The sequence below is a fragment of the Xylophilus sp. ASV27 genome (genome assembly GCF_016428875.1).
Taxonomy (GTDB): domain Bacteria; phylum Pseudomonadota; class Gammaproteobacteria; order Burkholderiales; family Burkholderiaceae_C; genus Xylophilus.
The window spans coordinates 16,319-36,332 of record NZ_JAELTO010000005.1; the positions used below are offsets into that span (position 1 = coordinate 16,319).

The following is a 20,014-nucleotide window of genomic DNA, read 5'->3' on the forward strand; positions in this document are numbered from 1 at the left end:
CATTCACGCCCTTGCCTCACGGAAACGCTCCATGCCCTTCGCCCCGTCCATCTTCAAGGCCTATGACATCCGCGGCATCGTGCCGGCCACCCTCGACCAAGCCGTGGCCCGCGCCCTGGGCCGGGCCTTCGGCGCGGCCGCGCTGGCGCTGGGCGAGCGCGCCGTCGCCGTGGGCCGGGACGGCCGGCTGAGCGGCCCGGCGCTGAGCCAGGCGCTGATCGAAGGCCTGGTGGCCGCGGGCGTCGAGGTGATCGACGTCGGCGCGGTCACCACGCCCATGCTGTACTTCGCGGCCAGCACGCTGTGCCACAGCGGCATCCAGGTCACCGGCAGCCACAACCCGAAGGACTACAACGGCTTCAAGATGGTGCTGGCCGGCAAGGCCATCTACGGCGAAGAAATCCAGGGCCTGCGCCGCACCATGGACGCCGGCAGCGCGCCCGCGCGGCCCGGCGGCAGCGTGCGCCAGGTGGACGTGTTCGACGCCTACCTCCGGCGCATCGCCGGCGACATCCAGCTGGGCCGCCCGGTCAAGGTGGTGGTGGATTCGGGCAACGGCATTGCCGGCGCCTCCGCACCTGCGGTGTTCCGCGCCATCGGCTGCGAGGTGATCGAGCTGCACAGCGAGGTCGACGGCCACTTCCCCAACCACCACCCCGACCCGAGCAAGCCCGAGAACCTGAAGGACGTGATCGCCGCGCTGCAGTCCACCGACGCCGAGCTGGGCCTGGCCTTCGACGGCGACGGCGACCGGCTGGGCATCGTCACCAAGGACGGGCAGAACATCTTCCCCGACCGCCAGATGATGCTGTTCGCGCAGGACGTGCTCGGCCGCGTGCCGGGCGGCGAGATCATCTTCGACGTCAAGTGCACCCAGCGCCTGGCGCCCGCCATCGAGGCGGCCGGCGGCAAGGCCACCATGTTCAAGACCGGCCATTCGCTGATCAAGGCCAAGATGCGCGAGACCGGCTCGCCGCTGGGCGGCGAGATGAGCGGCCACATCTTCTTCAAGGAGCGCTGGTACGGCTTCGACGACGGCACCTACGCCGGCTGCCGCCTGCTGGAAATCCTGAGCCAGCATCCCAACGCCAGCGCCGTGCTCAACGCGCTGCCCACCAGCTTCTCCACGCCCGAACTCAACGTGAGCTGCGCCGAGGGCGAGCCGCACCTGCTGGTGCAGAAGCTGATCGAGACGGCCAAATTCGACGCGCCGGCCAAGGTATCGACCATCGACGGCGTGCGCGTGGACTGGCCGGACGGCTTCGGCCTGATCCGCGCCTCCAACACCACGCCGGTGCTGGTGCTGCGCTTCGAGGGCCACACGCAGGAGTCCCTGCACCGCATCGAAGCCGCCATGCTGGCCCTGCTCAAGAGCGTGAAGCCCGACGCGCAGGTGGGTGCCGCGGCGCACTGAACGCGCCGCCCGCTGCCGCGATGCGCCTGACCGGCCCGCTGGCCCGCGCCGCCTATTCGGCCGGGATGTGGCTCGCCCAGCCGCTGCTGCGCCGCAAGCTGCGCCGGCGCGCCGCCGCCGAACCCGGCTACGGCGAGGCGGTAGAAGAGCGCTTCGGGCACTACGACGCCGCCTTGCGCGGCTGGGCGGCGGCCGGGCCGGGCCCCATCATCTGGGTGCATGCCGTCTCGCTCGGCGAGACGCGCGCGGCGGCGGTGCTCGTCGCCGCACTGCGCGAGCGCCTGCCCGGCCTGCGCCTGCTGCTGACCCACGGCACCGCCACCGGTCGCGCCGAGGGCCTGCGCCTGCTGCAGCCGGGCGACCGGCAGGTCTGGCAGCCCTGGGACACGCCGGCCGCGGTGCGGCGCTTTCTGCGCACCTTCCGGCCCGCGCTGGGCCTGCTGATGGAAACCGAGGTCTGGCCCAACCTGGTGGCCGGCTGCCGTGCCCAGGGCGTGCCGCTGGCGCTGGCCAATGCCCGCCTCAATGCGCGCTCGCTGCGCCGGGCCGAGCGGCTGGCCGTGCTGTCCCGCGCGGCCTATGGCGGGCTGGCCGCCGTCTGGGCGCAGCATGCCGACGACGCCGAACGCCTGCGCGCGCTCGGCGCGCCGGTGCAGGGCGTGTTCGGCAACCTCAAGTTCGACGCCCGGCCCGACGCCGCCCAATGGGCGCGCGGCCGGCAACTGCGCGCGCAGGACGGCCGGCCGGTGCTGCTGCTGGCCAGCGCCCGCGAGGGCGAAGAGGCGCTGTGGCTGGAAGCGGTGCGGGTTTTTGAAGAAAAAGTGGCTGCAGCCCAGGTAGTACCTGGGCTATCAGCTATCAATAACATAGCGCAGTGGCTGCTGGTGCCGCGCCACCCGCAGCGCTTCGACGCGGTCGAGCGCCTGCTGCGGGAGCACGGCATCGCCGTCTCGCGCCGCAGCGCTTGGCAGGACGGCGTGCCGCCGCCGTCCGGCGCCGTCTGGCTGGGCGACTCGCTGGGCGAGATGGCCGCCTACTACGGCATGGCCGACGTGGCGCTGCTCGGCGGCAGCTTCGCGCCGCTGGGCGGCCAGAACCTGATCGAGGCGGCGGCCTGCGGCTGCCCGGTGGTGATGGGGCCGTCCACCTTCAACTTCGCGGACGCCGCCACCCAGGCCGAAGCCGCGGGCGCGGCCGTGCGGGTGGCGGACATGGCAGAGGCGGTGCTGCAGGCCACGCGACTGGCGCAGGACCCCGCACGCCGCCAGGCCGCCGCAGAAGCCGCCACCGCCTTCGCCGCCGCTCACCGCGGCGCAGCGGCGCGCACGGCGGAAGCGGCGCTGGCGCTGCTGGGCGGCCCGCAGCGCGTCGAATGAAAGTTGGCAAGTCTTAGGGCGACGCTGAACAAGTCCCCGCGCTGGCGCGCGCCCTGGTGTGGGATGGGATGCAAGGCGCAAACCGCAGCCATGGCCGCCGCCATGGCGAGGATTTGCAACGCCGCAGACCGCCCACGGCAGGGATGCGCGACACGCGAGGGGCTTGTTCAGCGTTGCCTTAGAGCCGCGCCAGCCGCTCCAGCGCGGCGTGCAGCGTCTCGTCCTTCTTGGCGAAGCAGAAACGCACCACGCGCTGGTCGGTGCCGTCGCCGTAGAAGGCCGACAGCGGGATCGCGGCCACGCCGTGGGTGCGCGTGAGCCATTGGCAGAAGTCGGCTTCTGAAAGATCGCTCACGGCGGTGATGTCCACGCACTGGAAGTAGCTGCCCTCGCTGGGCAGCAGCCGCAGGCGCGTGGCGGCCAGGCCCGCGCGGAACAGGTCGCGCTTGGCGCGGTAGAAGGCCGGCAGTTCCCGGTAGGGCGACGGGTCTTGCAGGTACTCGGCCAGGCCCACCTGCATCGGCGTGTTGACGGTGAACACGTTGAACTGGTGGACCTTGCGGAACTCCTCCATCAGGCGCGCCGGCGCCGCCACGGTGCCGACCTTCCAGCCCGTGACGTGGAAGGTCTTGCCAAAGCTCGACACCACGAAGGCCCGCGCCGCCAGGCCGGGGAAGCGCGCGGCGCTGTGGTGCTCGCCCTCGAACACCATGTGCTCGTAGACCTCGTCGCTGATCAGCAGCACGTCGGTCGGGGCCAGCAGCGCCTGCAGTTGCAGCATTTCGTCCCGCGTCCAGACGGTGGCGCTGGGGTTGTGCGGGGTGTTGGCGATCAGGGCGCGCGTGCGCGGCGTGGTGGCCGCGGCGATCCGGGCGAAGTCCGGGCGGAAGCTGCCGGGCGTGAGCGGCACGCGCACCACGGTGCCGCCGGCCAGCTCGACGTTGGGCACGTAGCTGTCGTAGCAGGGTTCGAGCACGATCACCTCGTCGCCCGGCCGCACCACCGCCAGGATGGCGGTGAGGATGGCCTGGGTGGCGCCGGCGGTGACGGTGATTTCGGTGGCCGCGCTGTAGCGGTGGCCGTGCAGCGCCTCGATCTTGGCCGACACCGCCTCGCGCAGCGCCGGCACCCCGGCCATCGGCGGGTACTGGTTGGCGCCGGCGCGCATGGCGTCCGCCACCGCCTGCACCAGGCGCGGGTCGCAGTCGAAGTCGGGGAAGCCCTGGCCCAGGTTGACCGCGCCGGTCTCGGCCGCCAGGGCCGACATCACGGAGAAGATGGTCGTGCCCACGCCGGGCAGCTTGGTGGCGAGGTGCGGGGTCGCGGCCGCATTGGAGGCCGGAGCGGAGGGCAGGGCGGACATCGTGTCGGGCGTCAGAGGTCGTAGTCGTCGAAGCGGCCGGCCAGGGCCTTGAGGATCAGCTCCCGGCTCAGGCGGTCGCTCAGCAGCGTGGCGAAGTCGTAGACGAAGTTGCGCAGGTAGGCGCTGCGCTTGAAGGCCACGCGCGCCACGTTCTGGCCGAACAGGTGGCCCAGCGGGCGCACCGCCAGGTCGGCGTTGGAGTCGTCGCGCACCGCCATTTCGGCCACGATGCCCACGCCCAGACCCAGGCGGACGTAGGTCTTGATGACGTCCGAGTCGATCGCCTCCAGCGCGATGCGCGGCGAGAGCTTGCGCGCGGCAAAGGCCTGGTCGATGCGGGTGCGCCCGGTGAAGGACGGGTGGTAGGTGATGATCGGCTCGCGCGCGAGGTCTTCCAGGCTCAGGCGCTCGACCTGGGCCAGCGGGTGATCGGCGGGCAGCACCAGCACATGCTGCCATTCGTAGCAGGGCAGGGTGACCAGGTCGGCGTAGTCGGCCAGCGATTCGGTGGCGATGCCGATCTCGGCCACCTCGTCCAGCACCATGCGCGCCACCTGGTCGGGCGCACCCTGGTGCAGGCTGACGTTGACCTTGGGATAGGCCTCGCGCAGCTTGGCCACCGGCACCGGCAGCACGTAACGCGCCTGGGTGTGGGTGGTGGCGATGGACAGCGTGCCGCTGTCCTGCGCGCTGAACTGCTCGCCGATGCGGCGCAGGTTGTTGACCTCGCGCATGATCAGCTCGATGCTCTTGAGCACGTGCTGGCCGGGCTCGGTGATGCGTTTCAGGCGCTTGCCGTGGCGCGCGAAGATCTCCACGCCCAACTCTTCCTCCAGCTCGATGATGGCCTTGGAGACGCCGGGCTGCGAGGTGTGGAGTGCCTTGGCCGCCTCGGTGAGGTTCAGGTTGCGGCGCGCCGCCTCCTGGACGAAGCGGAACTGGTGCAGGTTCATGCTGGATGGCGGCTGAAGATTCGCGTCATTATGCTGTCCGCAATCCGATGCGACGCGATGGGTGGGCCGGAGGTCGAGGTCAAAGCTCGGCCGAACCGGGGAATGCCGGTGCATGCAGGCGCGCGTACAGCCCGTTCTGCTGCAGCAGCGCGTGGTGAGTTCCCTGCTCGACGATGCGCCCATGCTGCATGACGACCACGCGGTCCGCATGCTCGATGGTCGACAGGCGGTGGGCGATGATCAGCGTGGTGCGGCCCTGCATGAGGCGCTTGAGCGCATCCTGCACCAGCCGCTCCGATTCGGTGTCGAGTGCGGAGGTGGCCTCGTCCAGGATCAGGAGCGGCGCATCCTTGTACAGGGCGCGAGCGATCGCCAGGCGCTGCCTCTGCCCGCCCGAGAGCTGCGCCGCGTTGTGGCCGACCGGGGTGTCCATGCCCTGCGGCATGGCCGCCACGTGCTCGGCGAGATTGGCGGCTTCCAGGCAATGCTGGAGGCGCGTCCGGTCGATGGCCTGTCCCATGGCGACGTTGGCGGCCACCGTGTCGTTGAACATGACCACATCCTGGCTCACCATCGCGAACTGCGAGCGCAGGCAGGGCAGGTCCCAGGCCGCGACATCCCGGCCCTCCAGCAGCACCTGGCCCGACGTGGGCAGCACGAAGCGCGGCAGCAGGTTGGCCAGCGTGGTCTTGCCCGACCCGGACGGGCCGACGAAGGCCACGACCTCGCCGGGAGCGATGCGCAGGCTCAGCCTGTCCAGGGCAGGGGCGCCGTCGTCCCGGTAGCGCACGGTCACGTCGTTGAACTCGATGGCGCCGCGGGCGGACGCGGGCGGACGCCACTGGCCGCCGGTCTCGGTCCGCACCTGCTCGATCAGCATGAGGCCGCGCTCCAGCGCGGCCACGCCGCGCGTGATCGGCGCGGCCACATCCGCCAGGCGCCGTATCGGGGCGATCAGCATCAGCATGGCGGTGATGAAGGCCACGAAGTCGCCGACGCTCACGCCCTGGGCCGCCGTGCCGGAGCGGCCCTGCCAGAGCGCGGTGACGATGACGGCCGACAGCGCCGCAGCCGCCAGCAACTGCGTCAGCGGCGTCATGGCCGCCGATGCGATGGTCGACTTGATCGCCAGCCCCCGCAGCCGCCCGCTGAGCTTGGCGAACCGCGCGGCCTGGGCAGCCTGCGCGCCGTGCAGCCGCACCATGCGGTGCGCCAGTACGTTCTCTTCGACCACATAGGCCAGATCATCCGTCGCCTCCTGGCTGCTCTTGGTGACGCGGTAGAGGCGGCGCGACAGGGTCTTCATGATCCAGGCCACGCCCGGGATCAGCACGCCCACGATCAGCGTCAACTGCCAGTTGAGGTAGAGCAGGTACAGCAGCAGCGCGATCAGCGTGAAGCCGTCGCGCGACAGGCCCAGCAGGGCCTGCACCAGCAGGGTGGCGCCGGTCTGCACTTCATAGACGACGGTGTTGGACAGGGTGCTCGCGGACTGGCGGCTGAACAAGCCCATCTCCGCGGAAAGCAGGTGCCTGAACATGGCCTGGCGCATGCTCAGCATGCCTTCGTTGGCGATGCGCGCCAGCGCATACTGGGACACGAACTGGGCCACGCCCCGGATCGCGAAGAGGCCGACGATGCCGGCAGGCACCATCCACAACTGCAGGCTGCCGGCGACGAAACCGCGGTCGAGCAGCGGCTTCATGAACGCCGGGATGAGCGGCTCGGTCACCGCCGCCACGATGGTGGCCAGCACCGCCAGGGTCCACGCAGCGCGCTGGCCTCCGAAGTAGACGGACAGCCGGCGCAGGCGCTGGGCCAGGGAGTGGGGCACGGCGGCCGTGTCGGCGCGGGCATCGGGGGATTGCATGAGTCGCGGATTCTACGTTTGCAAAAGTGCTACACCTTTTGTGACAGTCCCCCCTTGCCAGTGTGTAACATCAGAACTTCAGAAGTGTGGGATGCTCCAATCGGGCCCATCATCTGACACGTCTCTGCTGCCAATGAATTACCAACGCACCGCTTCTACGCCTGTCCAAGATTCTTTTTCCTTCAGGCGCCGGGGGGTTGTAGCGTCCCTGCTGAGTGCATCGGCCCTGCCGGCCATCGCGCAGTTCCGCATCGACATCGTGGGCGTCGGCCTCACCCAGTTTCCCATCGCGATCGCTCCGTTCAGAGGAGAAGGCCAGTCGCCGCAGAAGATCTCGGCCATCGTGCAGGCGGACCTGGAGCGCAGCGGGCGCTTCCGCAGCGTGGATGCGAGCACCGAGTCCCTGGACGAGACCTCGCGCCCGGACGTCGGCGTGTGGCGCCAGAAGGGCGCGGACTCGCTCGCCAGCGGCAGCGTCACGCGTCTGGCCGACGGTCGCTATGACGTGCGTTTTCGCCTGTGGGACGTCGTCAAGGGGCAGGACCTCGGAGGACAGAGCTTCGTCGTGCCCCAGGGCGACCTGCGCCTGGCAGCGCATCGCGCGGCCGACTTCATCTACGAAAAGCTCGCCGGCGAGAAGGGCGTGTTCTCGACCCGCATCGCCTACGTGACCAAGGCCGGCCCGCGCTATACCCTCTGGGTGGCCGATGCGGACGGCGAGAACGCGCAACCGGCGCTGGCCAGTCCGGAGCCGATCATCTCGCCGGCCTGGTCGCCGTCCGGGGGGCAACTGGCCTACGTGTCCTTCGAATCGCGCAAGCCGGTGGTGTACGTGCACGATGTCGCCTCGGGCAGGCGCCGGCTCATCGCCAACTTCCGCGGCTCCAACAGCGCCCCGGCCTGGGCTCCGGATGGCAATTCCCTGGCCGTCACACTCAGCCGCGACGGCGGCTCGCAGCTCTACACCATCAGTGCCGAAGGCGGCGAGCCGCGACGGCTCATGCAGAGCAGCGGCATCGATACCGAGCCGGTGTTCTCCGCAGACGGCCGCAGCATCTACTTCGTGAGCGACCGCGGCGGGGCGCCGCAGATCTACCGCATGGCGGTCTCCGGCGGCAATCCCGAGCGCGTGACCTTCAACGGCAGCTACAACATCTCCCCGGCGCTGAGCGCCGACGGGCGCTACCTGGCCTACGTGTCCCGCATCGGCGGTGCCTTCAAGCTGCAGGTGATGGAGCTGGCCAGCGGAGCGGTCAACTCGATCACCGACACCTCCGCCGACGAAAGCCCGAGCTTTGCCCCGAACGGCCGACTGATCCTGTACGCCACGGTGCAGCAGGGCCGCGAGGCCCTCATGACGACCACGCTCGACGGCAAGATCAAGGCGCGTCTTTCCGGGCAGGGCGGAGACATCAGGGAACCGGACTGGGGTCCGTTCCAGAAGCAGCCCTGACACCTTTCCCGGCAGATTCAATCCAAGCATTCCTATCGGAGGTTTTCCATCATGTTCAAGCAGCTCACTCTTGCCCTGGCCATCACGGCGCTTCTCGCCGGTTGCAGTTCTCCGGTCAAACTCGACGAGGCGCCGGTCGAAGACCGCAGCGCGGGCGCCATTGGCACCGGCCCGGGGGGGGCGGGCTCGAATCCGACCAACCAGGGCGGGGTCGCCAAGGTGGATCTGGACGCGGCCTCGGCAAACGCATCGGGCCCGGTGGGCGTGGCGCGCATCATCTATTTCGACTACGACAGCTACATCGTCAAGCCGGAGTTCCAGTCGCTGATCGAAGCCCACTCGCGCTTCCTGCGGGCCAATCCCGCCCGCAAGGTGGTCATCGAGGGCCACACGGATGCACGCGGCGGCAGCGAGTACAACCTGGCGCTGGGCCAGAAGCGCGCCGAAGCCGTGCGCCGCGCCTTCGCTCTGCTGGGCGTGGGCGACAGCCAGGTCGAGGCCGTGAGCTTCGGCAAGGAGAAGCCCGCCGTTCCGGGCAACACCGAAGACGCCTACGCGCAGAACCGCCGCGCTGAAATCTCCTACCGCCAATGACCTCGCGCAACGCGAAGACCTGCCGCCCGCTGGCGGCTGCGGTGTTCGCCGCCTGCGTCCTCATGGGCGCGGGCGGCGCGCATGCGGGTCTCTTCGATGACGACGAGGCCCGTCGCGCCATTCTCGAGATCCGCCAGCGCATCGACGCCAACAAGGCCCAGACCGACAAGCTGAGCCAGGATCTGCAACGCGCCAACAGCGAGAACGCGCAACTGCGCAGCAGCCTGCTCACGCTCCAGGGCCAGATCGAAACCCTGCGCGCCGACCAGGCCACGATGCGCGGGCAGAACGAGCAATTGGCACGCGATGTGGCGGACCTGCAGCGGGGCCAGAAGGACATTGCCAAGGGCGTGGACGAGCGCTTGCGTCAGTTCGAGCCGGCCAAGGTCACGGTCGATGGCATGGAGTTCACCGCAAGCCCCTCGGAGCAGCGTGACTTCGATGCCGCGCTGGCCACCTTCCGCAAGGGCAACTTCACAGAGGCCCAGACCGGCTTCTCCGAGTTCATGAAGCGCTATCCCCAGAGCGGCTACACGCCTTCAGCGCTTTTCTGGCTGGGCAATGCCCAGTATGCCAACCGCAACTACCGCGACGCCATTACCAACTTCCGCAGCCTGCTGAGCCAGGCGCCGAACCATGCGCGCGCGCCGGAGGCGGCATTGTCGATTGCCAACTGCCAGACCGAGCTGAAGGACGCGAAGGCGGCGCGCAAGACGCTGGAAGACCTGCTCAAGGCCTATCCGCAGTCCGAAGCCGCATCGGCCGCGAAAGAGCGTCTTGCCCGACTGCGCTGATCCTCGGCCCGTGGCCCCGTGACCCGCCTTGGCATGGTGCCGGACGAGGCCGATCTGGCGCGCCGGTTCAGCGGTCTCGAGCGCCTCTATGGCCTGTCCGGCGCGGCTCGAGTGCGCGCGGCGCGCGTGGCCGTCGTCGGCATCGGCGGCGTCGGGTCCTGGGCGGCGGAGGCGCTTGCGCGCAGCGGCGTCGGGGGGCTGGTGCTGATCGATCTCGACCACATCGCCGAGTCCAACGTCAACCGCCAGGTGCACGCGCTGACCCCGACACTCGGCCAGGCAAAGGTGCAGGCGATGCGGGATCGCATTCGTCTGATCCACCCCGGCTGCCAGGTCGATACGGTGGAAGAGTTCGTCGAGCCGGAAGGCTGGCCCGCCATCCTGCCGGCTCCGGTGGATGCCGTGATCGACGCCTGCGATCAGGTCAAGGCCAAAACCGCCATGGCCCAGTGGGCACGCTCGGTGAAGCCGCGGCCGAACTTCGTCAGCGTGGGAGCCGCGGGCGGCAAGCGCTGGGCGCACAAAGTGGATCTGGACGATCTTGCGCGTACCACGCACGACCCCCTGCTGGCGCAGGTGCGCTACCGGCTTCGCAAGCAGCATGCGGCGCCGCGCGAGGGCAAGTCCATGGGCGTGGCCTGTGTCTTCAGCCGGGAAGCGGTCGCCCCGCCGGATGCGTCATGCGCCATGGAGGGCGACGGCTCCCTCAACTGCCACGGCTACGGATCCGTGGTCAGCGTCACCGCCACGTTCGGCTTCGCGGCGGCCGGATGGGTGCTGGAGCGGATCGCGAGCGGCCAGGCCCAGTCAGAATCGGCCGCAAGTCACGCTATAATCGCGGGCTTTGCTGCTGGCTCTGGCCGGTAGCGTGGGACGTTAGCTCAGTTGGTAGAGCAGCGGACTTTTAATCCGTTGGTCACAAGTTCGAATCTTGTACGTCCTACCAAGAACATGAAATGAATCAAGCACTTGCTGCGGTCGCGCGGTAGGTGCTTTTTTCTTGCGCTCCGGTGGGCCTTGGCAGCGTGGCCCCTGCCTGGTCCTGGCCCGCCGTGACCCCGCCTTCTGGACGCGCGCGCTCGGGGCCGCGTCCTACGCCGGGCCCTGGGCGTGCGGCCTTAGCTTGGCCAAAGAGGGCCTTGCCGTCGCTTCGCGTGCAACTTGGCGCGGCGGCATGTCCCCTCCAAGGAGCCACCATGAGTACCGCCAGCGACATCAAGAAAATGACCGACGTCCTGCATCTGCCCGATGCACTGGATGCCTTGTCGAACTCCGACCGCGACCGCGAGGCCGCCGCGGCCCGCCAGCACCCGACGCCCGAGGACGAGCCGGACGATGAATCGGCTGAGGGCCAGGACGCGGTCCCGGATTCGACCAAGCCTGCCCGCCCCTGAGAAGGCGTGCACGCCGATGCGGGCGCGTAGACGGCGCGCCTACCCCAAGGCCTCGAGGTCTGCCGTTAGTTGCAGCCAGCGCTCTTCCAGCGCCTCGGTCTCGGTGCCGATCTGCTTGAGCCGCTTGCCGGCGTCGGCGAGTTCTGCCGGCGCGGTGGCGGTCTGCAGGCGGTGTTCGAGGATGGCCTTTTCCTGCTGCAGCGCGGCCAGGCGCTGGTCGATCTGCCCGAGTTCGCGCTTGAGCGGCCGCGCCGTGTCGGCAAGCTGCTGGCGCGCCTGGGCGTCCTGCTTGCGCTGGTCGCGGCCGCCGGCCGGTTTGTCGGCGGTGGAGGAGGGCGCGGCCGCGGCGGGCCCGGGGGCCGCGACGCGCCGTTCGGCTACCGCTGGCGCGGGCGTGGCGGCGGCGCGTTCGGCCACCTTGGCGGCTTCGCGCAGGCGCTTGGCCTCGTCCAGCAGGTAGCGCTGGTAGTCGTCCAGGTCGCCGTCGAACGGGCCGACCTCGCCGCGGCCGACCAGCCAGAATTCGTCGCAGACCGAGCGCAGCAGCGCGCGGTCGTGGCTGACCAGCATCAGCGTGCCTTCGAACTCGTTGAGCGCCACGGCCAGCGCCTCGCGCGTGGCCAGGTCCAGGTGGTTGGTGGGCTCGTCCAGCAGCAGGAGGTTGGGGCGCTGCCAGACCATCATGGCCAGCACCAGCCGTGCCTTCTCGCCGCCGCTCATGGTGCCCACCGGCTGCTTGACCATGTCGCCGCTGAAGTTGAAGCTGCCCAGGTAGCTGCGCAGGTCTTGCTCCCGGCTGGGCTGCTTGGCGTCGGCGCCCATCTCGCGGGCGAGGCGGACCATGTGCTCCAGCGGCGTGTCCTGCGGGCGCAGCACATCCAGTTCCTGCTGGGCGAAGTAGCCGATGCGCAGGCCCTTGCCTTCGATGATGCTGCCGGCTAGCGGCGCCATGTCGTGCGCCACGGTCTTGACGAAGGTGGACTTGCCCTGGCCGTTGGCGCCCAGGATGCCGATGCGCTGGCCGGCCAGCACCGACTTGCTGACGCCCTGCAGGATGACCTTGGGCGGCGCGCCTTCTTCCTCGGCCGCGTAGCCGAAGGAGGCGTCGGTGATCGACATCATCGGGTTCGGAATGTGGCCCGGCTCCTTGAATTCGAAGGTGAACTCGGCCTCGGCCAGCAGCGGCGCGACCTTCTCCATGCGCTCCAGCGCCTTGACCCGGCTCTGCGCCTGCTTGGCCTTGCTGGCCTTGGCCTTGAAGCGGTCGATGAACTTCTGCAGATGCGCGATCTTCTCCTGCTGCTTGGAGAACGCGGCCTGCTGCTGCTCCATCTGCAGCGCGCGCATTTCCTCGAACTTGCTGTAGTTGCCGCCGTAGCGGGTGAGCTTGGCGTTCTCGATGTGCAGCGTGACGTCGGTGATGGCGTCCAGGAACTCGCGGTCGTGGCTGATCACGATCAGGGTGCCGGCGTACTTCTTGAGCCAGGCTTCGAGCCAGACCAGTGCGTCCAGGTCCAGGTGGTTGGTCGGCTCGTCGAGCAGCATCAGGTCCGACGGGCACATCAGCGCGCGCGCCAGTTGCAGGCGCATGCGCCAGCCGCCGGAAAAGCTGTCGACCGGGTTGTCCAGCTCGCTGCTCTTGAAGCCCAGGCCCAGGATCAGCGCCTGCGCGCGCGGCACGGCGTCATGGTCGCCGGCGTCGGCCAGGTCGGTATAGGCGTGGGCGATCGCCATGCCGTCGTCGGCCGCCTCGGCCGCGGCCAGTTGCGCGCGCAGCTCGGCCAGGCGGGTGTCGCCGGCCAGCACGAAGTCGGTGGCCGACTCCGACGTTTCCGGCATCTCCTGCGCGACCTGGGCCATGCGCCATTGCGCGGGTATGTGGAAGTCGCCGCCGTCCTCGTGCAGCGAGCCGTTGAGCAGCGCGAACAGGGTGGACTTGCCGGCGCCGTTGCGCCCGACCAGGCCGACCTTCTCGCCGGGGTTGAGGGTGACGCTGGCGCCATCGAGCAGCACTTTGGCGCTGCGGCGCAGGACGACGTTCTTGAGGGTGATCATGGCGTGCAAGGAACTGAGGCTGCGGGCGCCTGGCGCAGGCAGCGGAATGGGACAGGGCGCCAGCGGGCAAGAGCCCGCCGGCGCATCGAGCGGAAGATGCGCGGTGTGCGCTACACCGGGGGGCGATCCCGGGCCAGGGCCTGCGTGAGCGTCGCACGCTCCACCAGCAGCACCTGGTCTTCGCCCGCGCTGGTGTCGAGCCAGAACACCGGCAGCGCGGGGAAGGCGGCCTCGAAGTTCGCACGCTCGTTGCCGATCTCCAGCACCAGCACCGCGTCTTCGCTCATGCAGGGCGGGGCGTCGCGCAGCAACTGGCGGATGAAGTCCATGCCGTCCGCACCGCCGGCCAGGGCCATTGCGGGCTCGGCGCGGTACTCGGCCGGCAGCGTGGCCATGCTCTGCGCGTTGACGTAGGGCGGGTTGCACAGGATCAGGTCGTAGGGCCCGCGCACGGCGCACAGGCCGTCGGAGGCGAGCAGCGTGATGCGCTCCTGCAGCCCGTGCCGGGCGACGTTGATGCGGGCGACCTCCAGGGCGTCTGGCGAGAGATCGGCGGCGTCCACGCGCACGTCGGGGTAGGCGAGGGCGGCGAGCACCGCCAGGCTGCCGTTGCCGGTGCACAGGTCCAGCACGCGCCGTGTGTGATCGCCCAGCCAGGCGTCGATGCCGCCTTCGGCCAGCAGTTCGGCGATGAAGCTGCGCGGGACGATGGCGCGCTCGTCCACGTAGAAGGGCACGCCCTGCAGCCAGGCTTCCCGGGTGAGGTAGGCCGCGGGCTTGCGGGTGGCGATGCGTGCTTCAAAAAGTGTAGCTACAAGCCCAGAATCTGCCTGGGCTACAGGCTTGTTTGACACTGAATCCAGGTCGTCCAGCGGCAGGCCCAGACGCCACAGCACCAGCCAGGCGGCTTCGTCGAAGGCGTTGGTGGTGCCGTGGCCATAGGCGACGCCCGCGGCCTCGAGTTGGCGCGCGCCGGCTTCGATCAGTTCCAGGACGGTCATGCGGCTGCGCGCGCCAGGTTTTCCAGCGTGCGCCGGTAGATGTTCTTCAGCGGCTCGATGTCCTGCAGCCGCAGGTGCTCGTCGATCTTGTGGATCATGGCGTTGGGCGGCCCGCACTCGACCACCTGCGCGCCCAGCGGGGCGATGAAGCGGCCGTCGCTGGTGCCGCCGGTGGTGGAAAGCTCGGTATCCAGGCCGGTCTCGTCCTTGATCGCGGCGCTGACGGCTTGCAGCAGCGTGCCCGGCGGCGTGAGGAAGGGCAGGCCGCCGACGGTCCAGCGCAACTCGTAGTCCAGGCCGTGCCGGTCGAGCACCGCCTGCACCCGCTGCTGCAGGCCCTCGGCGGTGGACTCGGTGGAGAAGCGGAAGTTGAAGTCGACCACCACCGTGCCCGGAATCACGTTGCTCGCGCCCGTGCCGCCGTGGATGTTGCTGACCTGCCAAGTGGTGGGCGGGAAGAAGGCATTGCCCGCGTCCCACTGCGTGGCGGCCAGTTCGGCCAGCGCCGGCAGGGCCTCGTGGATCGGGTTGCGGGCCAGTTGCGGGTAGGCGATGTGGCCCTGTATGCCCTTGACCGTGAGCTTGCCGCTCATGGTGCCGCGGCGGCCGTTCTTGACCATGTCGCCGGTGCGCTCGATCGAGGTCGGCTCGCCCACGATGCACCAGTCGATGCGCTCGCCGCGCGCCTGCAACTGGCGGCAGACGGCCACGGTGCCGTCGACGGCCGGGCCTTCCTCGTCGCTGGTGAGCAGCAGGCCGAGCGTGAGCGGCGTGTCGGGCGAGGCGGCCAGGTATTCCTCCAGCGCGACGACGAAGGCGGCGATGGAGGTCTTCATGTCGGCCGCGCCGCGTCCGAACAGCTTGCCGTCGCGGTGCGTGGGCACGAAGGGCGGGCTGCTCCATTGCTCCAGCGGGCCGGTGGGCACCACGTCGGTGTGGCCGGCAAAGACCAGCGTTGCTACTTTATTGATAGCATAAAGCCCATATTTTTCCTGGGCTACAGGCCTTTTTGCCCATAAATTGTGGACGCGCAAGCCCTCCGGCCCGCTGTCCATGCGCTCGCAGACGAAGCCCAGGGGTTCGAGCCGCCGCGCGAGGATCTCCAGGCACTGGGCGTCGTCGGGCGTGACGGACGGGCGGGAGATCAGCTCCTCGGCAAGGTGCAGGGTACGGGACATCGGAAAGTGAAAAATGAAAAAGGTCAGTGCCGGACGTCGAGCACGATGTCGGTGAAGGACGGCCCGTCGTCCTGCAGCGGCGATGGGTCGCCGGCCCTGGCGGCGGCCGCCTTGGAGGCCATGGCGAAGTCGTTCTGCAGCCGCCACATCAGGTTGGTGGGCGAATCGGCGTGGGCGATGCCTTCCTTGCGGTCGACGATGCCCCCGGTGATCAGGCGGGCGATGTCCTGCTCGAAGGTCTGCGAGCCTTCGGCCATGGACTTCTCCATGGCCTCCTGCACGCCGGAGAAATTGCCCTTCTCGATCATGTCGGCCACCAGCTTGGTGTTGAGCATGATCTCCACCGCCGGCACGCGGCCGCCCTGGACGGTGCGCAGCAGGCGCTGCGACACGACCGCCTTGAGCGCCGAGCACAGGTCGCCCAGCAGCGTCGGGCGCACCTCGACCGGGTAGAAGCTCAGCACCCGGTTCATCGCCTGGTAACTGTTGTTGGCGTGCATTGTGGCCAGGCACAACTGGCCCGACTGGGCATAGGCGATGGCTGCGGACATGGTCTCGCGGTCGCGGATCTCGCCGATCAGGATCACGTCGGGCGCCTGGCGCAGCGCGTTCTTCAGCGCCACCTGCAGCGATTGCGTGTCGACGCCGATCTCGCGCTGGTTGACGATGGCCTTCTTGTTGCGGAACAGGAATTCGATCGGGTCCTCGATGGTCAGGATGTGGCCCGAGGCGGCCTCGTTGCGGCTGTCGATCATCGAGGCCAGCGTGGTGCTCTTGCCCGAGCCGGTGGCGCCCACCATCAGCACCAGGCCGCGCTTCTCCATGACCAGATCGCGCAGCAGCGGCGGCAGATTCAGCGCCTCGAGCCGCGGAATCTCGCTGTGGATGTGGCGCACCACCACCGCGAACGAGCCACGCTGGCGCATGGCGCTGACGCGAAAGCGCCCCACGTCCTTCATGGCGAAGCCGGCATTCAGCTCGCCGTTCTCCTGCAGCTCCTCCATGTGCTTGGGCGGCATCACCTCGGCCAGCAGCGTCCGCGGCGCGTCGTAGGGCAGCACCTGGGCGCTGACCGGCACGCACTCGCCGCTGATGCGCAGCGTGGCCGGCGCGTTGGCCGACAGGTACAGGTCCGACGCATGCCGCTCGGCCATCAGCCGCAGAAGACGTTCCATCGTGCCCATGCGCGATTCCTTGGAGGGTGGTGGAGAGGGCCGGGGCGCTGCTGGACTATCAGTCCCGGAGCAGATCGTTCAGGCTGGTGCTGGAGCGGGTTTTTGCATCCACCGTCTTGACGATGATGGCCGCATACGTGCTGTAGGCCGTGCCGTCGGCCGTCTTCTTGGGCATGTTGCCGCTGATCACCACACTGCCGGAGGGCACGCGGCCGTAGAGCATCTCGCCGGTTTCGCGGTTGAAGATCGGGGTGCTCTTGCCGATGTACACGCCCATGCCGAGCACCGAGTTCTCTTCGACGATCACGCCTTCGACCACCTCCGAGCGCGCGCCGATGAAGCAGTTGTCCTCGATGATGGTCGGGTTGGCCTGCAGCGGCTCGAGCACGCCGCCCAGGCCCACGCCGCCGGAGAGGTGCACGTTCTTGCCCACCTGCGCGCAGGAGCCCACGGTGGCCCAGGTGTCGACCATGGTGCCCTCATCGACGTAGGCGCCGATGTTGACGAAGGACGGCATCAGGATCGCGCCCTTGGCGACGAAGCTGCCGCGGCGCGCCACGGCCGGCGGCACCACGCGCACGCCGGTGGCGGCAATGTCGGCCTCGCTCATGCCCTGGTACTTGGTCGGCACCTTGTCGAAGAAATTCAGGTCGCCCGAGCGCATCAGCACGTTGTCCTTCAGGCGGAAGGACAGCAGCACCGCCTTCTTGATCCACTGGTGCACGGTCCACTGGCCGACGCCTTCGCGCGTGGCCACGCGCAGCCTGCCGGCGTCGAGTTCGGCGAGCACGTGCTCGACCGCATCGGCCACCTCCTTGGGCGCGGCGGCGGGCGAGAGGCTGGCGCGGTTGTCCCACGCGTTGTCGATCAGGGTCTGGAGTTGCTGCGTCATTGGATTAGAGCTTCTGAGGGGACTGGACAAACTGGACGATGCGGCGCGCGGCTTCGGCGCACTCGGCGGTTTCCGCGACGAGGGCCATGCGCACGCGCCCGGCGCCCGGGTTGGCGCCGCCGGCCTCGCGCGCGAGGTAGCTGCCGGGCAGAACCGTCACATTGTATTGAGCCAGCAGCGCACGCGCGAAGGCGGCATCGTCGCCGCCGAACGCGGGCGGGATGCCGGCCCACAGGTAGAAGCCGGCGTCGGGCAGGGCCACGTCCAGCGCCTGAGCGAGGATCGGCGTGACCTCGGCGAACTTGGCGCGGTACTGGGCGCGGTTGGCCGCCACATGCGCCTCGTCGCCCCAGGCGGCGATGCTGGCGGCCTGCACCACCGGGCTCATGGCGCTGCCGTGGTAGGTGCGGTAGAGCAGGAAGGCTTTCATCAGCGCCGCATCGCCGGCCACGAAGCCGCTGCGCAGGCCGGGCACGTTGCTGCGCTTGGACAGGCTGGTGAAGGCGACCAGGTTGCGGAAGTCGCCGCGGCCCAGCCGCGCCGCGGCCTCCAGGCCGCCCAGCGGCGCTTCGTCGCGGAAGTAGATCTCGCTGTAGCACTCGTCCGAGGCGATGACGAAGCCGTGGCGCTCGCTCAGCGCGAACAGCTTCCGCCACTCGTCCAGCGGCATCACCGCGCCGGTCGGATTGCCGGGCGAACAGACGAACAGCAACTGCGTGCGGGCCCAGACATCGTCCGGCACCGCGTCCCAGTCCACCGCGAAGTTGCGCGCCGGATCGCTTGGCGCATAGAAGGGCGTGGCACCGGCGAGCAGGGCCGCGCCCTCGTAGATCTGGTAGAACGGATTGGGGCAGACCACCACCGGGTCGGGCCGCGTGGCATCGACCACGGTCTGGGTGAAGGCGAACAGCGCTTCGCGCGAGCCGTTGACCGGCAGCACCTGCGTGGCCGGGTCCAGCGCCAGCGCGTAGCGCCTGTGCAGCCAGCCGGTGAAGGCCTGGCGCAGCGCCAGGTCGCCGGCCGTGGGCGGGTAGCCCGCCAGCCCGCCTTCGGTGCGCAAGGCCGCATCGGCCAGGGCCTGCTGGATGAAGGGCGGCGTCGGGTGCTTGGGCTCGCCGATGCCGAGGCTGATCGGCCGCAGGCCGGGCGCGGGCGCGACGCCCGCGAAGAGTTGCCGCAGCCGCTCGAAAGGGTAGGGCTGCAGGCGGGAGAGCAGGGGGTTCATGGGCGGGGATTATCCCTTGGCGCCTTGGGGCGGCGCTGAACAAGTCCCCGCGAAGCGCGGCATGCGATGGGCTCGTTCGGCGTGGGCTTAGATGGTCTCGCTGTCGAGATGCACCGCGCGGCCGATCAGCATTGCCCCGGGCGCGGACAACTGCTTGCGTGGAAAGCGCAGCGGGTTGTCGGCCACCAGCCACCAGGCGCCGCGATCGCGCACCAGCCGGCGCACCAGGCAGGCACCTTCGTAGTTGACGGCGAACACCTTCCCGTCCATGGGCTCGGTCTGGCGGGTGTCCACCGTCACCACGTCGGCTTCGTGCAGCGAAGGCCGCATGCTGTCGTCGTTCACCCTGAGTGCCAGCAGGCGGGCGCTCAGGTAGCCACGCCGGCGCAGCCAGGCCTGGGTGAACAGCGCCTGGGGGGTGTCGGCGCCGTCGGCCGCGCCGTCCGTGTGGCGCGTGGCCTGGCCGCTCTTGCCGGCGTGCAACGACAACGCCGCGATGGGCACCGCCACGATGCCGTCCTCGTCTTCGGGCCCCGGGTCGGGCGCCGCGGGCCTGGACGCATAGCCGGCTGCCGCCGGGTACTGGGCGAACCAGCCGCCCATGCCCCGCAAAGCCTCGATGGCGCGCACCGTCTTGTCCGACACCGCCCGCGTGCCCGACAGCATCTGCCGCATGAAGGCCCCATCGCGGTAGCCAAGCAGGCGCCCGAACGCCGTGACGTTGCCCTGCGTGACTTGTGCAACCGCGAGCTCCAGCCGTTGGCGCCGATAAAGCTGTAACGCCGTTTCATCCATGCTGCGACAGTAGCACGCGCTACAGTTGCAAAAGCTACGCATCAAAATTACAATCAGTAGCTATTGCTACCAAAAATGCAACATGGATCTGAACGAATACCTCCAGCTGGAAGGCGCGCCGAGCGTCTGCGAGTTGCGCCGGCGCATGGCCCTGTACGGCTCGCCGGTCAAGAGTGACGCGCAGATACGCCAGTGGCAGCATCGCTACGCGCGGCGCGTCCCATCGCCGGTCAACTGCGTGGCCATCGAGTACGCCACGGGAGGGCGCGTCACCCGCAAGGACCTGCGCCCGCACGACTGGGCCTGCATCTGGCCCGAACTGGCCTGCCAGCCCACTCCTCTGCCGCCCGCGACCCTGCATCCCGCCGACACCGAATGACCCATCCTCCCCACCGTCGCCTCCGCCCCCTCGCCCCAGCACTTCCCCAACGCCCGCAAGTCCTTTCCCGCAAATTTCCGGCGGCCTGCCAGGCCTTGTGGGG

At 69.4% G+C, this 20,014-nt stretch carries 18 protein-coding genes and 1 tRNA gene; 9 read left to right on the forward strand and 10 right to left on the reverse strand.

The window, feature by feature from the left end; genetic code table 11:
• Positions 1 to 31: 31 nt before the first annotated feature.
• Complete coding sequence (locus tag JHD63_RS02120; RefSeq protein ID WP_198969010.1) at positions 32 to 1,414, forward strand: phosphomannomutase/phosphoglucomutase; 1,383 nt, start codon at positions 32 to 34, stop codon at positions 1,412 to 1,414.
• Positions 1,415 to 1,434: 20 nt separating this feature from the next.
• The gene (locus JHD63_RS02125) at positions 1,435 to 2,790 is read left to right on the forward strand and encodes a 3-deoxy-D-manno-octulosonic acid transferase (RefSeq protein WP_198969011.1); all 1,356 of its coding nucleotides are present in this window, start codon (positions 1,435 to 1,437) and stop codon (positions 2,788 to 2,790) included.
• Positions 2,791 to 2,968: 178 nt separating this feature from the next.
• On the opposite strand, the gene JHD63_RS02130 is transcribed toward JHD63_RS02125, so the two are convergent.
• The 3 genes from JHD63_RS02130 to msbA form a co-directional block, all read right to left on the reverse strand.
• Positions 2,969 to 4,153 carry a pyridoxal phosphate-dependent aminotransferase gene (locus JHD63_RS02130; protein ID WP_198969012.1) on the reverse strand — a complete coding sequence of 395 codons (1,185 nt, stop codon included), beginning with the start codon at positions 4,151 to 4,153 and terminating at the stop codon, positions 2,969 to 2,971.
• An 11-nt stretch (positions 4,154 to 4,164) separates the two neighbouring features.
• A complete protein-coding gene (locus tag JHD63_RS02135; RefSeq protein WP_198969013.1) occupies positions 4,165 to 5,106 on the reverse strand; it encodes a CysB family HTH-type transcriptional regulator in 942 nt (313 codons plus the stop codon).
• A 79-nt stretch (positions 5,107 to 5,185) separates the two neighbouring features.
• Positions 5,186 to 6,976 carry a lipid A export permease/ATP-binding protein MsbA gene (msbA, locus tag JHD63_RS02140; protein WP_198969014.1) on the reverse strand — a complete coding sequence of 597 codons (1,791 nt, stop codon included), beginning with the start codon at positions 6,974 to 6,976 and terminating at the stop codon, positions 5,186 to 5,188.
• A gap of 133 nt (positions 6,977 to 7,109) precedes the next feature.
• Between msbA and tolB the strand changes: the two genes are divergently transcribed.
• The 6 genes from tolB (at position 7,110) to JHD63_RS02170 (ending at position 11,211) form a co-directional block, all read left to right on the forward strand.
• Positions 7,110 to 8,429 (forward strand): Tol-Pal system beta propeller repeat protein TolB, encoded by a 1,320-nt coding sequence (tolB, locus tag JHD63_RS02145; protein WP_198969015.1) that lies wholly within the window; start codon positions 7,110 to 7,112, stop codon positions 8,427 to 8,429.
• 51 nt (positions 8,430 to 8,480) lie between these two features.
• Positions 8,481 to 9,023, forward strand: coding sequence for a peptidoglycan-associated lipoprotein Pal (gene pal / locus JHD63_RS02150; RefSeq protein WP_198969016.1), 543 nt, complete (start codon positions 8,481 to 8,483; stop codon positions 9,021 to 9,023).
• A complete protein-coding gene (gene ybgF, locus JHD63_RS02155) occupies positions 9,020 to 9,817 on the forward strand; it encodes a tol-pal system protein YbgF (RefSeq protein ID WP_198969017.1) in 798 nt (265 codons plus the stop codon). The genes pal and ybgF overlap by 4 nt, the downstream gene beginning before the upstream one ends.
• Positions 9,818 to 9,850: 33 nt before the next feature.
• Positions 9,851 to 10,684, forward strand: coding sequence for a tRNA threonylcarbamoyladenosine dehydratase (locus tag JHD63_RS02160; RefSeq protein ID WP_198969063.1), 834 nt, complete (start codon positions 9,851 to 9,853; stop codon positions 10,682 to 10,684).
• 3 nt (positions 10,685 to 10,687) lie between these two features.
• Positions 10,688 to 10,763, forward strand: a tRNA-Lys gene (locus tag JHD63_RS02165).
• A 250-nt stretch (positions 10,764 to 11,013) separates the two neighbouring features.
• Positions 11,014 to 11,211, forward strand: coding sequence for a hypothetical protein (locus JHD63_RS02170; protein WP_198969018.1), 198 nt, complete (start codon positions 11,014 to 11,016; stop codon positions 11,209 to 11,211).
• Between the two features lie 39 nt (positions 11,212 to 11,250).
• On the opposite strand, the gene JHD63_RS02175 is transcribed toward JHD63_RS02170, so the two are convergent.
• The 7 genes from JHD63_RS02175 to JHD63_RS02205 all read right to left on the reverse strand — a co-directional run bounded on the left by JHD63_RS02175 (position 11,251) and on the right by JHD63_RS02205 (position 19,532).
• On the reverse strand, positions 11,251 to 13,266 hold the full coding sequence (locus JHD63_RS02175; RefSeq protein WP_198969019.1) for an ABC-F family ATP-binding cassette domain-containing protein: 2,016 nt from the start codon (positions 13,264 to 13,266) through the stop codon (positions 11,251 to 11,253).
• A 110-nt stretch (positions 13,267 to 13,376) separates the two neighbouring features.
• Entirely contained in the window at positions 13,377 to 14,267 is an 891-nt protein-coding gene (gene prmB / locus JHD63_RS02180) for a 50S ribosomal protein L3 N(5)-glutamine methyltransferase (protein ID WP_198969020.1), read from the reverse strand.
• Entirely contained in the window at positions 14,264 to 15,445 is a 1,182-nt protein-coding gene (dapE, locus tag JHD63_RS02185) for a succinyl-diaminopimelate desuccinylase (RefSeq protein ID WP_198969021.1), read from the reverse strand. Before dapE ends, prmB begins: the two co-directional genes overlap by 4 nt.
• A 23-nt stretch (positions 15,446 to 15,468) precedes the next feature.
• Positions 15,469 to 16,629: a PilT/PilU family type 4a pilus ATPase gene (locus tag JHD63_RS02190; RefSeq protein WP_198969022.1), complete on the reverse strand. Its 1,161-nt coding sequence runs from the start codon at positions 16,627 to 16,629 to the stop codon at positions 15,469 to 15,471.
• A 49-nt stretch (positions 16,630 to 16,678) separates the two neighbouring features.
• Entirely contained in the window at positions 16,679 to 17,512 is an 834-nt protein-coding gene (gene dapD, locus JHD63_RS02195; protein WP_198969023.1) for a 2,3,4,5-tetrahydropyridine-2,6-dicarboxylate N-succinyltransferase, read from the reverse strand.
• Positions 17,513 to 17,516: 4 nt separating this feature from the next.
• Positions 17,517 to 18,737 (reverse strand): succinyldiaminopimelate transaminase, encoded by a 1,221-nt coding sequence (gene dapC / locus JHD63_RS02200; RefSeq protein ID WP_198969024.1) that lies wholly within the window; start codon positions 18,735 to 18,737, stop codon positions 17,517 to 17,519.
• Between the two features lie 87 nt (positions 18,738 to 18,824).
• Positions 18,825 to 19,532, reverse strand: a complete 708-nt coding sequence (locus JHD63_RS02205) for a S24 family peptidase (RefSeq protein ID WP_198969025.1) — start codon at positions 19,530 to 19,532, stop codon at positions 18,825 to 18,827.
• 82 nt (positions 19,533 to 19,614) lie between these two features.
• Here JHD63_RS02205 and JHD63_RS02210 point away from each other — a divergent pair, with 82 nt between their 5' ends.
• Complete coding sequence (locus tag JHD63_RS02210; RefSeq protein ID WP_198969026.1) at positions 19,615 to 19,911, forward strand: transcriptional regulator; 297 nt, start codon at positions 19,615 to 19,617, stop codon at positions 19,909 to 19,911.
• Positions 19,912 to 20,014: the final 103 nt, after the last annotated feature.